General features: G+C 71.4%; 13 protein-coding genes. 12 read left to right on the top strand and 1 reads right to left on the bottom strand.

What is annotated here, in order from left to right:
• Positions 1-42: 42 nt before the first annotated feature.
• From ACIN94_RS11375 to ACIN94_RS11320, 12 genes are all read left to right on the top strand, one after another.
• Complete coding sequence (locus ACIN94_RS11375) at positions 43-1152, top strand: glycosyltransferase family 4 protein (RefSeq protein WP_400703177.1); 1110 nt, start codon at positions 43-45, stop codon at positions 1150-1152.
• A 47-nt stretch (positions 1153-1199) separates the two neighbouring features.
• Entirely contained in the window at positions 1200-1973 is a 774-nt protein-coding gene (locus ACIN94_RS11370) for an enoyl-CoA hydratase/isomerase family protein (RefSeq protein ID WP_400703174.1), read from the top strand.
• Between the two features lie 97 nt (positions 1974-2070).
• On the top strand, positions 2071-2463 hold the full coding sequence (locus ACIN94_RS11365; RefSeq protein ID WP_400703171.1) for a hypothetical protein: 393 nt from the start codon (positions 2071-2073) through the stop codon (positions 2461-2463).
• Positions 2460-3683, top strand: coding sequence for a DUF6395 domain-containing protein (locus tag ACIN94_RS11360; protein ID WP_400703168.1), 1224 nt, complete (start codon positions 2460-2462; stop codon positions 3681-3683). Before ACIN94_RS11365 ends, ACIN94_RS11360 begins: the two co-directional genes overlap by 4 nt.
• A complete protein-coding gene (locus ACIN94_RS11355; RefSeq protein ID WP_400703166.1) occupies positions 3680-4522 on the top strand; it encodes a M55 family metallopeptidase in 843 nt (280 codons plus the stop codon). Before ACIN94_RS11360 ends, ACIN94_RS11355 begins: the two co-directional genes overlap by 4 nt.
• A 4-nt stretch (positions 4523-4526) precedes the next feature.
• Complete coding sequence (locus tag ACIN94_RS11350) at positions 4527-6089, top strand: flavin monoamine oxidase family protein (RefSeq protein ID WP_400703163.1); 1563 nt, start codon at positions 4527-4529, stop codon at positions 6087-6089.
• Between the two features lie 53 nt (positions 6090-6142).
• The gene (locus ACIN94_RS11345; RefSeq protein WP_400703160.1) at positions 6143-6664 is read left to right on the top strand and encodes a YbaK/EbsC family protein; all 522 of its coding nucleotides are present in this window, start codon (positions 6143-6145) and stop codon (positions 6662-6664) included.
• Positions 6665-6795: 131 nt separating this feature from the next.
• Complete coding sequence (locus ACIN94_RS11340) at positions 6796-8811, top strand: serine/threonine-protein kinase (RefSeq protein WP_400703157.1); 2016 nt, start codon at positions 6796-6798, stop codon at positions 8809-8811.
• On the top strand, positions 8808-10757 hold the full coding sequence (locus ACIN94_RS11335; protein WP_400703154.1) for a serine/threonine-protein kinase: 1950 nt from the start codon (positions 8808-8810) through the stop codon (positions 10755-10757). Before ACIN94_RS11340 ends, ACIN94_RS11335 begins: the two co-directional genes overlap by 4 nt.
• A 58-nt stretch (positions 10758-10815) precedes the next feature.
• Positions 10816-12141 (top strand): serine/threonine-protein kinase, encoded by a 1326-nt coding sequence (locus ACIN94_RS11330; protein ID WP_400703151.1) that lies wholly within the window; start codon positions 10816-10818, stop codon positions 12139-12141.
• A 332-nt stretch (positions 12142-12473) separates the two neighbouring features.
• A complete protein-coding gene (locus tag ACIN94_RS11325; protein ID WP_400703148.1) occupies positions 12474-13259 on the top strand; it encodes an electron transfer flavoprotein subunit beta/FixA family protein in 786 nt (261 codons plus the stop codon).
• A 19-nt stretch (positions 13260-13278) separates the two neighbouring features.
• Positions 13279-14232, top strand: a complete 954-nt coding sequence (locus tag ACIN94_RS11320; RefSeq protein WP_400703145.1) for an electron transfer flavoprotein subunit alpha/FixB family protein — start codon at positions 13279-13281, stop codon at positions 14230-14232.
• A gap of 57 nt (positions 14233-14289) precedes the next feature.
• On the opposite strand, the gene ACIN94_RS11315 is transcribed toward ACIN94_RS11320, so the two are convergent.
• Positions 14290-15483: an MFS transporter gene (locus ACIN94_RS11315; RefSeq protein WP_400703142.1), complete on the bottom strand. Its 1194-nt coding sequence runs from the start codon at positions 15481-15483 to the stop codon at positions 14290-14292.
• Positions 15484-15585: the final 102 nt, after the last annotated feature.

Below are 15585 nucleotides of genomic sequence, written 5' to 3'. Positions count from 1 at the left end.
AGAGGTTTCCTAAGGGCCGGAGGGCCCGGAAGCGAGGTGGACGTGATCCCCACATCAGAACTCCAGGGGCTGCACGGCGGCGGGATGCGCATCGTGATGATCGCGCCTCCCTGGTACGACGTGCCGCCCCTGGGCTACGGGGGCATCGAGTCGATGCTGGCCGGGCTCGTCGACGGGCTGTCGCGGCGCGGGCACGACATCACCCTGATCGGCGCGGGCAGCCCGGGGACGTCGGCGCGTTTCCTGTGCACCTACGATCCGGCGCCCTCCGAGCGCATCGGCGAGGCGATGCCCGAGGTGCTGCACGCGGCCATGGCGCAGGACATCATCTCCGGCCTCGACGCCGACATCGTCCACGACCATTCGCTGGCCGGGCCGCTGACCGCGGCCACGCGACGCGTGCCCACCCTGATCACCTGCCACGGTGAGGTGGACGGCGAGTTCGGCGCGTACTACCGGGTGCTCTCCGAGACCGTGTCGATGGTCGGCATCTCCGCGGCGCAGCGGCGGCTCGCCCCGCATCTGAACTGGGCCGGAGTCGTCCACAACGCCGTCGAGGCGCAGTCCTTTCCCTTCCGGGAGCACAAGGACGACTGGGTCCTGTGGCTCGGCCGGTTCAACGAGGACAAGGGCGCCCATCTGGCCATCGACGCCGCCCGGGCGGCCGGACGGCGGATCCTGCTCGCCGGAAAGCTCACCGAGCAGGTGGAGCACGACTACTTCGAGGAGCACATCCGGCCCCGGCTCGGCACCCACGCCGAGTACGTCGGCGAGGCCGACGCCGCCCGCAAGCGCGAGCTGCTGTCGGCGGCCCGCTGCCTGGTCTTCCCGGTCCTGTGGGAGGAGCCGTTCGGCATGGTCATGATCGAGGCCATGGCCTGCGGGACACCCGTGGTCGCGCTCGACCGGGGAGCCGTGCCCGAGGTGGTCGCGGACGGGGTCACCGGGTTCGTCCGCGACCATGCGGACGAGCTGCCCGAGGCCATCGAGGCGGCCGACATGCTCGACCCGCATGCCTGCCGGTCCCATGTCGCCCGCCGTTTCGGCGTCGACGTGATGAGTGAGAAGTACGAGAGGATCTACCGCCGGATGGTCAGAGGTCTCTCCGAGCCCGCGGGAGGAACCAGGGACCTGGTACTGCCCGTCAACTGATGTGCCCCCTATGTTGGGGGGACGGCATTTTCGGCGGAGGGATGGTCATGGGTGAGTTCGTGCGGGTGGAGACAGCCGAGGGGATTGCGACGATCAGGCTGGACCGGCCGAAGATGAACGCCCTCAACCGTCAGGTGCAGGAAGAGATCGCCGAGTGCGCCCGGCAGGTGGACGCCGACCCGGACGTCCACGCCGTGGTCCTCTACGGCGGGGAACGGGTCTTCGCGGCGGGGGCCGACGTCAAGGAGATGGCCGACATGCCCTACGCGGACATGGCGGCGCACTCCGGGGTGCTGCAGGACTGCTTCACCGCCGTCGCGACGATCGGCAAGCCGGTCATCGCGGCCGTGACCGGCTACGCCCTGGGCGGTGGCTGCGAACTCGCCCTGTGCGCCGACATCCGGATCGCCGGCGAGTCGGCCAAGCTCGGCCAGCCGGAGATCCTGCTCGGCATCATCCCCGGGGCGGGCGGCACCCAGCGGCTGCCCCGGCTGATCGGCCCGGCCAGGGCCAAGGACCTCATCTTCACCGGCCGCCACGTCCCCGCCGCCGAGGCGCTGGCGATCGGACTGGTCGACCGGGTCGTCCCCGACGCCGACGTCTACACCGAGGCGCTCTCCTACGCCGCCAAGTTCGCCGGCGGCCCCGCGCTGGCCCTGCGCGCCGCCAAACGGGCCGTCGACCGCGGCCTCGAGGTGGACCTGGGCACCGGCCTCGAAATCGAGCGTCTCCAGTTCTCGTCCCTGTTCGCCACCGACGACGCCAGGATCGGCATGCGCGCCTTCGCGGAGAAATCCCAGGCCAAGTTCACCGGTCGCTGACGCGCCTCCCTGAGAGGCGCCGCGGGCGTCGATCCAGATACCGATCTGTGACAAGACCGGCTGGATAGATCAAGTTTTGTCTGTATCGTGCCGGATTATGGTGCGGTTGGCGAAGCGTGCGCTGGTGCCTGCCCCGCTACGGCGGGCGGTGCGTAGGTGGTTCGACTCCCGATACATCTCCCTGACCGAGCATCGGCAGGACATCAGGGATGCGCTCTGGGAGGTCCAGACGCTGGGCCGGGAGGTGGCCGCGCTGCGGGCCGAGGTCGACAGGCTCCGGGAACAGGTGGCGCAGGCCGGTGTCGGCCAGGACCGGGCGGAACGCTGGGACGACGCCCACCGGCTGGCCCGGGAGACCGCGGTCGCGCTGGACCGGGTGCTCCAGAACGAGGTCCTGCTCTGGCAGGCCGTGGATCGCCTCCCGGGGAGCGTGCCCTCCGGGAGCGCGGCGTCCACGAGCCTGGAGCGCCACTCCGGGAGCCTCGCGTGAGGGTGACCTGGACGGCGGACGGCGGGGTGTGGCACCTCACTTTCAGGCTGGACCCGGAGGACGCCATCACCGGGTTCTGCGCCGACGGCCAGCCGCTGAGACTGGCCACGAACTCCTGCCGGGTCGAGCTGCCGCGGGAGCCGCGCGCCGTCCACCCCGACCTGCCGGCACTCGCCGCGTGGACCGTTGTCGCGCCGTGGACCCGGCGCGCGATCGTCTTCGACCGGCCGATCTCGCCGGAGCTCGCCACCGCGATCCGGTCGGGCTGGGGGATCGAGGCGGGGCCCGTCGGCGGGACGGCGCGTTCCGGCGGCAGGCTGGCGATCTCCTACAGCGGCGGCGCCGACTCCGCGGCCGTGGCCGCGATGCTGCCCGACGCGCCGTTCGTGCACTTCCAGCGGGTCTCCCACCCGCGCGTGCCGAACCGCTGGACCCACTACCGCGCCGACGTGCTGGCCGCGCTGGCCGAGAAGACCGGCCGCGAGCTCACCGTCGTCCGTTCCGACCTGGAGTTCACTCTCGCCGAGCCCCGGCCCGGCTACCCCGAACACCACGCGGTGGCCGCCGGGGCGCTGCTGCTCGCCGACGAGCTCGACCTGGGCGGCCTCGCCTTCGGCTACGAGCTGGGCTCGCGCTGGCTGGGCGGTGACCGCTACCTGCTCCGCCACACCCCCGACAACCCGATGTGGTCCCCGCACGGCGCCTGGGGCCGGGCCTTCGCCGCGGCGGGCCTGCAGATCGTGCTCCCGGCCGGGGGGGTCAGCGAGGCCGTCACCATGCGGCTCGCCCTGGGATCCGGCCTGCGCGAGCAGGTCCGCTGGTGCCTGCGCGGGGTGAACGGCCCCTGCGGCACCTGCGGGAAGTGCCTCTACAAGGAGCTCATCCAGGCCGCCGTCGAACGCCGCCCGCTGCGCACCACGGTCGCCCCTGGCCGTCCGGTGGCGCGCAGGTGGCAGGAACCTCCGCCGTACGGTGGTCAGGAGATGATCGAATATGGCTGCGCGCGGGTACCCGGCATCGAGGACACGGTCTTCGGCAGAGCCGCGGCCTTCCTGGGCGCGACCGAGGCGTCGACGGCCTGGCTGGACCGCTGCTACCCGCCCGCGATCGAGGAGATCCCCGAGCCGTGGCGTAAGCAGGTCCGTGACTTCGTCGCGGCGGAGATCGGGTTCATGAGCGACGACGAGGCACGCCACGTCGAGACCTGGGGGATGTCATGAAGGTATATGTCTCGGTGGACATGGAGGGTGTCACCGGTCTGACCGACCCGGAGGAGATGCACGCCGGAGGCCGGGGGTACGAGCGCGGCTGCGAGCTGATGACCGCCGACGCCAACGCGGTCATCCAGGGTGCATTCGACGCCGGCGCCGAGGCCGTACGCGTCAACGACGCCCACGGATCGACCAAGAACCTCAGGATCGACCTCCTCGACGAGCGGGCCACGCTGATCCGGGGACCGGGCAAGCCGCTGCGGATGGGACAGGGGCTCGAACGGGGCTACCGGGCGGCCTGCTTCGCCGGATACCACGCGCGGGCCGGGGTCCAGCACGGCGTCCTCAACCACACCTGGATGGGCAGGGAGATCCAGAATGTCTCTCTCAACGGCGAGATCTGCGGCGAGACCCGCCTGGTGGCGTCGTTCGCCGGGTCGCTCGGCGTGCCGGTGGCCCTGGTGACCGGGGACGAGGCCGTCTGCGAGGAGGCCCGCGAGCTGCTCGGGGACGTCGAGACCGTCGCCGTCAAGACGGGCGTCGACAGGTTCTCCGCCGAGCTCCTGCCGCCCGCCGTCGCCCAGGCCCGCATCCGGGAGGCTACCGCCCGCGCGCTCAACCGGGTCGCGGACTTCCGTCCCTGCGTCCCCAAGCCGCCGTTCACCCTGGGAGTCGAGTGGAACTCCACCGCGATCGCCGCCGGCTGCGCGCTCATCCCCGGCGTGCGGTCGGCGGGCCCCCGCCACACCGAGTTCACCACCGACGACTTCTCCCAGATCATGGCGGTGATGGGCATCTTCGCCACGATCGGCGGCCGGATCGCCTGCGGCAGCGGCGCGTACGGCTGACGCGATGAGTGAATCCCCCCGGATGACACGCAGGGCGCTGCTGGTCGGCGTGGGCGCGGCCGGCGGCGCCGGCGCGATGTTCGCGGCCATGGGCGCGCTCGGTCTCGCCCCCGACTCCCAGGAGAAGTCCTTCGTCCCCCCGCAGCCCTCCGACTTCTCCCTCCGCGGCAGGGGCGCGGCCAAGGTGGTGATCCTCGGAGCCGGAGTCGCCGGTCTGACCTGCGCCTACGAGCTGGGCAAGGCCGGATACGACTGCACGGTCCTGGAGGCCGCCGACCGGGTGGGCGGCCGGAACCTCACGCTGCGCGGCGGGGACCGGCTGGTCGAGACGGGCGGGGAGACCCAGACGGTGGAGTTCGAGGAGGGCACCTACTTCAACGCCGGTCCGGGACGGATCGCGCAGTGGATGGTCACCCTCGACTACTGCCGCGAGCTGGGCGTGCCCATCGAGGTGTTCGTCAACAACAACGCCTCGGCCTACGTCCACACGGCAGGCATGGCCACCCCCGTCCGGGCGCGCGCGGCCCGGGCCGACGTCTACGGATACGTCGCGGAGCTGCTGGCCAAGGCGGCCCACACCGGCGCGCTGAACGAGCGGCTGACCAAGGAGGACCGCGACCGGCTCGCGGAGTTCCTGCGGAAATTCGGCGATCTCGGGCCCGACCTGACCTACCGGGGCTCGACCCGCCGGGGGTTCGAGACCTACCCCGGGGTGACCGGCGGCGTCCGCGACGGCAGGCCGCCCTCCCTGACCGACGTGCTCGCCGCCGGTACGGGCCGGGCGATCACCATGGACTTCGGCTACGAGCAGGCCATGCCCATGTTCCAGCCGGTGGGCGGCATGGACGCGATCGTGACCGCGCTCGCGCGGGAGGTCGGCCACGACCGGATCAGGACGGGGACCCCGGTCACCCGCGTCAGGAACCTGTCCGACGGCGTCGAGGTGACCCACCGGGACGGCGTGCTCCGCGCCGACTACTGCGTCGCCGCACTCCCGCCCCACCTGCTCGCCCGCATCCCGCACAACCTGGGGGCCCCGGTCACGGCCGCGCTCCGCACCCCCGTCCCGATCGCGGCGGGCAAGCTCGGCCTGGAGTACGGCAGGCGGTGGTGGGAGATCGATGACCGCATCTACGGCGGGATCACCGAGACCGAACTGGACATCACCCACATCTGGTACCCCTCCTACGGCTACCACTCCAGGAGCGGCCTGGTCGTCGGCTACTACAACACGGGGCCGGACGCCGTGACGTACGGCGGGCTGTCCCATCGCGACCGCCTGAACCGCGCGCTCACCGAGGGCGGGAAGATCCACGGCGAGAAGTACCGCAGGGAGCTCCGCTCCGGCGTCTCGATGGCCTGGCAGAACCGGCCGCACATCGAGGGCGGCTGGGTCGCCTGGCCCTCCTACGAGGGGGCCTTCGCCCTCCTGCAGCGCCCGGCCGGCCGGGTCTACTTCGCGGGTGACTGGCTCACCCACCTGGTCGCCTGGCAGGCCGGAGCCATGGAGTCCGCCAGGAAGGCCGTCACCGAACTCCACCGCCGGGTTCTCCAGACGCTGTCCTGAGCCGGCCGCACGGCCCGTAAAGTCTCAGGAGTAGTTGATCTGAGGGAGAGACGATGGCGATCGGGACATTGGACTGGGCGAAGGCCGCCGGGCGGCTCGACCTGTTGGCGGAGCCGGTGGCACGGGCGGTCGCGGAGCTCGACGGTGTGGAGGTCGCGGAGATCGACCCGGCGCTGGCGGACACGGCGGCGTTCTGCGAACGCTACGACGTGGAACCGGCGGAGTCGGCCAACTGCGTGATCGTGGCGGCCAAGCGGGGCGGCGAGGTCCGTTACGCGGCCTGCGTGGTGCTCGCCACCACGAGGGCGGACGTCAACGGGGTGGTCCGGCGGCATCTGGACGCGCGGAAGATCTCCTTCGCGCCGCAGGAGGACGCGGTCGGCCTGACGGGGATGGAGTACGGCGGGATCACTCCGCTGGGGCTGCCCGAGGGATGGCCGGTGCTCGTGGACGAGGCCGTGGCGGCCCATCCGGGAGTCGTGATCGGCAGCGGCGTCCGCCACTCCAAGCTGGCGGTCCCGGGGGCGGTGCTCGCCGGTCTGAAAACCGCGGAGGTGTTCCGCCTGGCCAACTGACGCCGAAAAGAGATTGAGTGTTTCCGGCCTTTGGGAAACCGTTGAGCTCTGGCAGACGTTGTTCGATCGAAGAATATGGCCTGATGGTTCATCTCTTGGGCGGTGTTTAAGCCGGTATGGTTCTTCATGCCATGAATCAGGACGACCGACTGGGCCCCTACCGACTGCTCCGGCGGCTCGGTGAGGGTGGCATGGGTGTGGTTCACCTCGCCGTCGATCCGCAGGGGCGGCAGGTGGCGGTGAAGGTCCTGCGCGCCGAGGTGGCCGGCGACGACGTCGCGCGCCGACGGCTCTCGCGCGAGGTGGAGACCATGCGGCGGGTGCGCAGCGAGCACATCGCCGAGGTGCTCGACGCCGACGTGACCGGCCACCGGCCCTACATTGTGACCCGATACGTCCCCGGCCAGCCGCTGGATGAGCTGATCAAGCAGGACGGCCCGATGGAGCTGCCCGCGCTGCTGAAGGTCGCGCACGGGGTGGCGGCGGCGCTGGCCGCCGTGCACTCCGTCGGAGTGATCCACCGTGACCTCAAGCCGGGTAACGTCCTCATCCTGGACGGCCAGCCCGTCCTGATCGACTTCGGCATCGCCCAGGCCGTGGACGCCACCAGGCTCACCCAGACCGGCATGTTCATCGGCACGCCCGGCTACCTCGCCCCCGAGATCATCGAGGGCCACGAGGCGGGCCCCGAGGTGGACGTGCACGCCTGGGGGGGCACGCTGCTCTTCGCGGCCACCGGCCAGCCGCCCTTCGGCAAGGGCACGCTGGAAATGATCTTCTACAACATCACCGCGGGCAAGGCGAACGTGGACGCCGTCCCGCAGGCGCTCCAGCCGGTGCTCCGGGCCGCGCTGCAGCGTGACCCCGCCAGGCGGCCCAAGGCCGCCGAGCTCACCGCGCAGGTGGAGCGCCTGATGTCCCGCGCGGGCCGGCCCCGGGTGCCCGACGAGATCACCACGGTCTCGCACTTCGACGACCCCGGCGACGTGCCCACGCCGGTGGCCTCCCGCCCGGAGACCTCGCCGCGGCCCACGTCGTGGCCCCCGGCCCCGGTGGCACAGCCGGGCGAATACATCTCGCTGCTCGGCGAGCAGGTGCCCGAGCAGGCGCCCACCCGCCGGGTGACGGCCGAGGAACTGCGCCAGGCCGCGACGGCCCAGCAGGCCTCGCACGAGCTGCCCACCGGCCGGCTCAGCCCCGAGGACATCCCCACCAGAGCCCGGTTCTCCACCGGAGACCAGATCAGCCCGGACCGCGCGGGATGGCGGGAGCCCCCGGCTCCGGTGGCCGACGGCGACATCCCGACCCGGCGGGTCCGCCCCCAGGACCTGCAGGAGTACATCCGCGCTCACCCTCCCCAGCCCGGACAGGCCCCCCCACCACCGTACCCGCCGCAGCAGGCGCTGTTCGAGCAGACACCACACGTCCGGCCGGCTCCGCAGCCCTACCCGTACGCGCACCCGCAGCCCCAGCCTCCGCAACCCCAGCCTCCGCAGCAGCAGGTGCCCGCGTCGCCGTACCCGGGCCTGCGGCCGGAGCACACGCTGCAGCGTTCCAAGGCGTACGGCGTCGCGGGCATGATGCTGCTGGTCGTCATGACGGCCACGGCCGTCATGATGCCGATCGCCGTCACCGTCCTGGCGATCCCGGTCGTGATCCTGCTCCGCGCCGCCGACATCGCCCAGCCCAGGCTCAACACCCGCCGTGCGGCGGGCGCGGCCGCCACGGACGTGTTCCGGGTGCTCAGCCAGCCGGCCGCGCTCCTGAAGTCGCTGGGCATCACCCTGGCGCTCGTGCCGTACGCGCTGATCCTCGGCCTGCCGGTGACGCTGCTGCTCACCGTGGCCGTCGCGAAGATGCCCGCCGCCAACGCGCTGAGCTGGGGCGCGGCGGTCGCGCTGTGGACGGCCTGCGCGGGGCCCGGTGTGGAGGGCCCCAGCCGTCAGCTACGACGTACGCTGGCATCACTGCTGCCCTCGCGTAACGCGGCCACGGCCATGGCCGCGCTGCTGGGTGTGGTGGCCGCATTCATGATCTTTCTTGTGAGCGGCACCGTGAGAGACGGGGCGCGGCCGGCGCTGTGGGCGCCGGTCGATGTCGGGACGGTGGTGACGGAACTGACGGATCTACGGAAGGCGGCGCGATGACGGGGGACACGCAGGCGCCTGAGCGGCTGGGACCGTACCGCCTGCTCAGAAAGATCGGCGAAGGTGGCATGGGGGTCGTCCACCTGGGGCTCGACGAGGACGGGCGGGAGGTGGCCGTCAAGGTCCTGCACCCGCACGTGGCCGCCGACCTCAAGGCCCGCGACCGGCTCACCCGCGAGGTGGAGACCATGCGACGGGTGCGCAGCCCGCAGGTGGCGGAGGTCCTCGACGCCGAGCTGGCCGGCGGGCGGCCCTACATCGTGACCCGCTTCTCCCCGGGCCGCACGTTGGAGGAGACGGTCCTCGCCGACGGGCCGCTCGCGCCCGACGAGGTGATCAGGCTCGCCCAGGGCATGTGCGCGGCGCTCGTGGCGATCCACGCCGCCGACGTCATCCACCGCGACTTCAAGCCGTCCAACGTGATGATCGTCAATGGTGACCCGCTGGTCATCGACTTCGGTATCGCGCACCTGGTCAACGCCACCCGGCTGACCCAGACGGGCATGTTCGTCGGCACGCCCGGTTACCTCGCCCCCGAGATCATCCGGGATACCGACATCACCCAGGCGGCCGACGTGCACGCGCTGGCCTCGACGGTCTTCTTCGGGGCGACCGGCAAACCGCCGTTCGGCACGGGCAGCTTCGAGGTCGTCTGCTTCAACATCATGGAGGGCCGGGCCAACATCGACCTGGCCCCCGTCTGGCTGCGCGGCTGGCTCCGCCAGGCACTGGCGGTGGATCCGGCCGCCCGGCCGGGCGCGCAGGCGCTGTACCGGATGGCACGTGCCCTCGACCCCTCGGTGACGGCCTTTCAGGAGACACCGCCCACCACCGTCCTCGACGGCGGCACTCGGGTGTTCGGCGTGGACGACGGCACCAAGATCCTGGACGGCGAGGCTCCGCCCTCCTCGTCCGCGCAGCTCTCCTCGTCCGCACAGTCCGCACAGTCCGCGCCGCCCGCGCCGAACGGCACCCGGGTGCTGCCGCAGGACGGGAGCTACTCCGACCTGCTGACCCCGGTGGAGTACGCCAAGCCGGAGCGGCGGGAGCGCAGGCCGCGCTCCGAACCGCCCCGTTCCACGGAGGTGACCCCGCCGCCGTACGTCCCGGCGCCGTCCTCGGCGCAGCAGTCGAGGGGAGTGCCGCCGCCCTACGCCGACCAGCGGGTCGCCGGCTATCCGCCGCCTCCGCCGACCGGCCCGGCCCGGCCGTACGCCCCGCCGGCCGTCCAGCCCCGGCCCCACACCCCGCCGCAGGACCGCCCGTCCTACCGGACCGGCCACCCGCTGGCCGCGCTGCTGCTGCTGACGATTTTCGTCGCGCTGGCCTGCGTGCGGCCGGTCATGGTCAGCGCGTTCGCGCTGGTCGCGGTGGCGTGCCTGCGGGTCGGCGAATATCTCTTCGGGGACCTGGCCCAGCGTCGCTCGGTGCGGGGAAACAGCGCCACCGATCCGCTGCTGGTGGTGCTCGGCGCCCCGTGGGCACTGGTCAAGGCGGTGTTCGCGACGCTGGTCACGGCCCCGCTGGCGGCGATGTTCGGCATGTGCGCGTGGGGAGTGCTGGTCTACGTCGGGCAGATGAAGACCGACCCGGCCGCCGCCTACGCGGCGGGTGCGTTCGTGGCCGGGCTGTTCGTGCTGCCCGGCGGCGGTAAGCCGCGCAAGGCCGTCTCCCGCGCGCTGACGGGCGTGATCCGCAGCCCCGGAGCGGCCATGGTGACCACGATCATCCTGGGCACGCTGGCGTTCCTCTCGGTGATGGCGGTGCTTGGCATGGCCCCGTCCTTCGCGCCGTGGGACCAGCCGAGCGCCGTGGTGAAGCAGCTCAGCAGGGAGTGGCAGGCCCAGGTGGAGAACGGCACGATGGGGGCGCTCGACCTCATCGGTGGCCTCGTCAAGGACCTCATGAGGAGTCTCGGCCTCGGGTTCCTCACCTTCGGAAGGTGACCCGTGCGCGATCGGCACCTCTAGGGCACGATGAAGGGGACATACCGGAGGGAGTCGCATGGGAGCGCCGGACGGTGAACGCCTCGGCCCGTACCACCTGCTGTCGACGCTCGGTGCGGGCGGATTCGGTGAGGTCCATCTCGCGCTGAATCCCGAGGGGCAGACGGTGGCCGTCAAGATCCTGCACCCCCAGGTCGCGGCCGACGTGACGGCTCTCGCCCGGCTGGCCCGTGAGGTGGAGACCATGCGACGGGTCCAGGGGCCGCACGTCGCCGAGGTCCTGGACGCCTCGCTGGAGGGTGCCCGCCCCTACCTGGTCACGCGCTACGTGCAGGGCCGCCCGCTCAGCGTGGTGGTCGCCGGCGACGGACCGCTCGAGGGCGACGATCTCGTACGGCTGGCGTGTGGCCTGGCCGAGGCGCTGGCCGCCATCCACGCCGCCGGGGTCGTGCACCGCGATCTGAAGCCCGCCAACGTGATCCTGACCGACGGCGAGCCTGTCGTGATCGACTTCGGTATCGCCTGCGCGCTCGACTCCGTCTCGGTCACCGTGTCCGGCGTGATCCTCGGCACGCCCGGTTATCTGGCGCCCGAGGTGATCGAGGGCACCGGCTCGGGAGCGGCGGCCGACCTCTTCTCGTTCGGCGCCACGCTGGCCTACGCGGCCACCGGACGGCACCCGTTCGGCACGGGCCCGGCCTCGGCGATCGGCTACCGCGTCGTCCACCACGCTCCTGATCTGGAGGGGGTGCCCGGCTGGCTGGAACCGGTGCTCCAGGAGTGTCTGCGACGGGATCCGGCCGCCCGTCCGGCCGCCGTCGCGGTCCTGGACCGCCTGGGCGCCGCGGGCCCGGCCGTCCACCCGGCGATCCCCAGGCCCCGGCCCTCCTCGGTGACCACCCGGGTCCACGAGGCAGTCAGGGGCCGGGAGGCCCCCGAGGCCCAGGACACCGCCCTGCACGAGGCGGGTGCGGCGGGGAACGTCGTGCAGGAGCTCGCCACCCGGGAGTGGCGTCCCGGGCGGCGCCCGGTGTCCGGCAGGCCCTCGGCCGAGGAGACCCGCGAGCGCCGCAGGGCGGTCCTGCACCGCCGCTGGGTCATCGGCACCGGTCTGCTCGTCGCCCTGATGGCGGCGACGGCCAGAGATCCGCTCCCCGAGGTGTCGCTGCTCCTGCTCACCGTCTACGGCCTGGTGACGCTCGTCGACGGGGGGATCGCCCTGTCCGTCCGCCGGAACCGCGCACGCATGATCGTCGACCTGGGCAGCGCCGCCGGCGCCGTCGCGCTCTGGGCCGCCCTCGGCGCGTTCTTCAGCACTCTCACTCTCGCGCTGGCTCTCGGTACCGTCGTCTTCGTCCTGGTCGCGATCCTTTTCGCCAGTTGAGATCTCCCCGGTGACGTGGCGGTGACGGGGATCGTGCGCACAGGTTCCGGAACATAGTTCGGTACAGTGGAGGGCTGCCGAGCGGGCCGCTGTCGGACCATCCGATGCGGGCTGTGTGGCCTGGGGATTTGCACCTAAGCTACCGACAAGTAACATGGAGCCGGGAACTGGGGCGGGCATGTCCCAAACTTGGTCACCCACTGTCATGTCGTCCTCGGGCGTCTGGCAGTCTTGGCATCACGTGCACGTGCCCCGCGTGTACGTACCGAGCATCCGGCGTCAACCGCAGCGATGCGGTGGCGCACGCGAACACGGGAGGTCGGCCACCGGTCATGAACATCGTCGTCTGCGTGAAGCAGGTCCCCGACACGGCGACCGAGCGCAAGCTGAGGTCCGATGACAAGACGCTCGACCGTGATGCCGCGGACGGCGTCATCAACGAGCTGTGTGAGTACGCGGTCGAGGAGGCGCTGCGTCTGAAGGAGGCCCACGGCGGTGAGGCGACCGTGACCGTCCTCACCATGGGCCCCGACAAGGCCGCCGACACCATCCGCAAGGCCCTGGCCATGGGCGCCGACAAGGCGGTCCACCTGGTGGACGACGCGCTGCACGGCTCGGACGCGCTGGGCACCTCCTACGCCCTGGCGCAGACGCTCAAGAAGATCGGGTTCGACCTGGTCGTGCTCGGCTCCGAGTCGACCGACGCCCGCACCGGTGTGCTGGCCGCCATGCTGGCCGAGCGCCTGGGCGTGCCGCAGCTCACCTTCGCCAACAAGGTCGAGGTGGACGGCGGAGCGATCACCATCCAGCGTGTCACCGACTACGGGTACGACAGGGTGGAGGCCTCGTTGCCCGCCGTCGTCTCCGTCGTCGAGAAGATCAACGAGCCGCGCTACCCGTCCTTCAAGGGCATCATGGCGGCGAAGAAGAAGCCGGTCGAGAAGCTCGGCGTCGCCGACGCCGACATCGACGTCTCCAAGGTCGGCCTCGCCGGCTCCTGGAGCGAGGTCGCCGACTTCGCCGTCGCCCCGCCGCGCGCGGCCGGCACCATCGTCAAGGATGAGGGCGACGGCGGCGTGAAGACCGCCGACTTCCTCGCGTCGAAGAAGTTCGTCTGAGAACGGGGGGTTAGCTGATATGTCTGAGGTTCTCGTTCTGGTCGAACACGTCGAAGGCCAGGTCAAGAAGGTCACGCTGGAACTGCTGACGCTCGCCCGGAAGCTGGGCACGCCGTCGGCCGTGTGGGTGGGACCGGGATACGGTCCCGACGCCAGAGCCGGGCTGGCTGAGCACGGCGCCGAGACGATCTACGTGGCCGACTCCGCCGACATCAACGACTACGTCGTCGCGCCCAAGGCGGAGCTGCTGGCCCAGCTCGTCTCCGAGAAGTCCCCGGCCGCGGTGCTCGTCGCCGCGACGGCCGAGGCCAAGGAGATCGCGGGCCGGCTGGCCATCAAGATCGACTCCGGTGTCCTCACCGACGTCGTGGGCATCCAGGACGGACTGGTCGCCGACCAGTCGATCTTCGGCGGCGGCGTCAACGTCCAGTCACGCGTGACCAAGGGCACCCCGATCGTGGCGGTCCGTCCCAACGCGACGCCGGTCGAGGCCGCCGCAGGCGCCGGCGCCGAGGAGCAGGTCTCCGTGACCGTCTCCGACGCCGCCAAGGGCGCCAAGATCGTGGACCGCGTCAAGGAGGCGAAGGGCGCCCGCCCCGAGCTCACCGAGGCCGCCATCGTGGTCTCCGGTGGCCGTGGCGTGGGCTCGGCGGAGAACTTCTCGATCATCGAGAAGCTGGCCGACTCGCTCGGCGCGGCCGTCGGAGCCTCCCGTGCCGCCACCGACGCCGGTTGGTACCCGCACCAGTTCCAGGTCGGCCAGACCGGCAAGACCGTCTCGCCGCAGCTCTACATCGCGGCGGGCATCTCCGGTGCCATCCAGCACCGGGCCGGCATGCAGACCGCCAAGACGATCATCGCCATCAACAAGGACGCCGAGGCGCCGATCTTCGAGCTCGCCGACTTCGGTGTCGTGGGTGACCTGAACCAGGTCGTCCCGCAGCTGACCGACGAGATCACCAAGCGCAAGTAGACGCGGGATGAGAACAGCGCCGCACACGGTGTGCGGCGCTGTTCTTCTGCCGTGAGGTCAGGCTGCCATGGAGAACTCGCGCTCTGCGGTCCCCGCCGGGGTGGAGGCCGCGCCGCGACGGGGCAGGAAGCGGGCAGCCAGCGCGATCAGGACCCCGAGCACGACGGCGATGCCGAGCGCGGTCCCGAGCGTGGCCACGTCCGAGAGGAAGCCGATGATCACCGGGCCGAGCAGCAGCCCCGCGTAGCCCATCGCGCCGGTCTGGGCGATGGCCGGGCCCGGGTTGTCGACCGCGCCGCCCGCCAGGGACATGGCCATCGGGGAGACCGTGGCCACCGCGACGCCCACGAAGAACATGGCGGAGATGGCGACCAGGGCCGTCGAGGCCGTGATGACCACGGTGAAGGTGGCGGCGGTGGCCAGGCCGGAGGTGATGATCATGCCGCGGGCGCCGAAACGGGTCCGGACGCGGTCACCGGTGAGGCGGCCGAGCAGCATGCCCGCCTCGAAGATCGGATATCCCAGTGCGGCCACGGCCTCGGGAGCGCCGAGGATGTTACGCAGGTAGAGGCCGTTCCAGTCGGCGACCGTGCCCTCGACCATGAACGCGCAGAACGCGATCACGCCGAGCAGGTAGACGACCGGAGGCATCCGGTGGCGGCGACCACCCGTCTCGCGGCCGGCGGTGACGGCGGGATCCGGCAGGTAGGTGCGGCTGATGACGACCAGCAGGGGCAGGGAGAGCAGAGCGATCAGGGTCAGATGGACCGTGAACGACAGTCCCGCCGCGATGGCCGCGGTGCCCAGCAGGCCCGCGGAGATCGCGCCCACGCACCAGCCCGCGTGCATGCCGTTCATCAGCGGGCGGCCGTGGGCGCGCTCGACCGTCGAACCCTGCGCGTTCATCGCGATGTCCATCGCGCCGAACGTCAGGCCGAAGAGCCCGACGGCGACCAGCAGCATCGGGAACGTCGGCGCGAACGCCAGCAGGGCAAGGGCGGCCGCGCAGAGGGGAGCGCCGACCCGCAGAATGCTCCGGCTGCCGAAGCGCGTCATCACGCCGCGCATCGACTGCATGGTGACCAGTGCTCCCAGGCCCCACACGAGGAGGGCGACGCCGATCGACCCCTCGGACAGGCCGAGTTTGTCGGACAGCGCCGGAATCCGTACGGTCATCGATCCACACATAAGTCCGGCGAGCAAAAATGTGAGGACCGCTCCATTGCGAGCGGTCCTCAGGTCGCGGGTCATGCTCGATCCCTTCAATGATGTTTCTGACGTTGGAAAATGGGCACACACAGACCGGTCGCTTCCGTGGAACGGAAGCGACCACCACATGTGTGCGGAGAGTGA

Source organism: Streptosporangium sp. NPDC087985, assembly GCF_044741965.1.
In the GTDB taxonomy this organism is placed as follows: Bacteria; Actinomycetota; Actinomycetes; order Streptosporangiales; family Streptosporangiaceae; genus Streptosporangium.
This window is presented reverse-complemented; position numbering and strand designations above follow the sequence as displayed.

Bases quoted from the DNA above. Each gene is read 5' to 3' on its own strand.
- ACIN94_RS11315 (WP_400703142.1), bottom strand. From the start codon at position 15,483: ATGACCCGCGACCTGAGGACCGCTCGCAATGGAGCGGTCCTCACATTT.
- ACIN94_RS11325 (WP_400703148.1), top strand. From the start codon at position 12,474: ATGAACATCGTCGTCTGCGTGAAGCAGGTCCCCGACACGGCGACCGAG.
- ACIN94_RS11330 (WP_400703151.1), top strand. From the start codon at position 10,816: ATGGGAGCGCCGGACGGTGAACGCCTCGGCCCGTACCACCTGCTGTCG.
- ACIN94_RS11335 (WP_400703154.1), top strand. From the start codon at position 8,808: ATGACGGGGGACACGCAGGCGCCTGAGCGGCTGGGACCGTACCGCCTG.
- ACIN94_RS11320 (WP_400703145.1), top strand. From the start codon at position 13,279: ATGTCTGAGGTTCTCGTTCTGGTCGAACACGTCGAAGGCCAGGTCAAG.
- ACIN94_RS11345 (WP_400703160.1), top strand. From the start codon at position 6,143: ATGGCGATCGGGACATTGGACTGGGCGAAGGCCGCCGGGCGGCTCGAC.
- ACIN94_RS11365 (WP_400703171.1), top strand. From the start codon at position 2,071: ATGGTGCGGTTGGCGAAGCGTGCGCTGGTGCCTGCCCCGCTACGGCGG.
- ACIN94_RS11370 (WP_400703174.1), top strand. From the start codon at position 1,200: ATGGGTGAGTTCGTGCGGGTGGAGACAGCCGAGGGGATTGCGACGATC.
- ACIN94_RS11340 (WP_400703157.1), top strand. From the start codon at position 6,796: ATGAATCAGGACGACCGACTGGGCCCCTACCGACTGCTCCGGCGGCTC.
- ACIN94_RS11355 (WP_400703166.1), top strand. From the start codon at position 3,680: ATGAAGGTATATGTCTCGGTGGACATGGAGGGTGTCACCGGTCTGACC.
- ACIN94_RS11350 (WP_400703163.1), top strand. From the start codon at position 4,527: ATGAGTGAATCCCCCCGGATGACACGCAGGGCGCTGCTGGTCGGCGTG.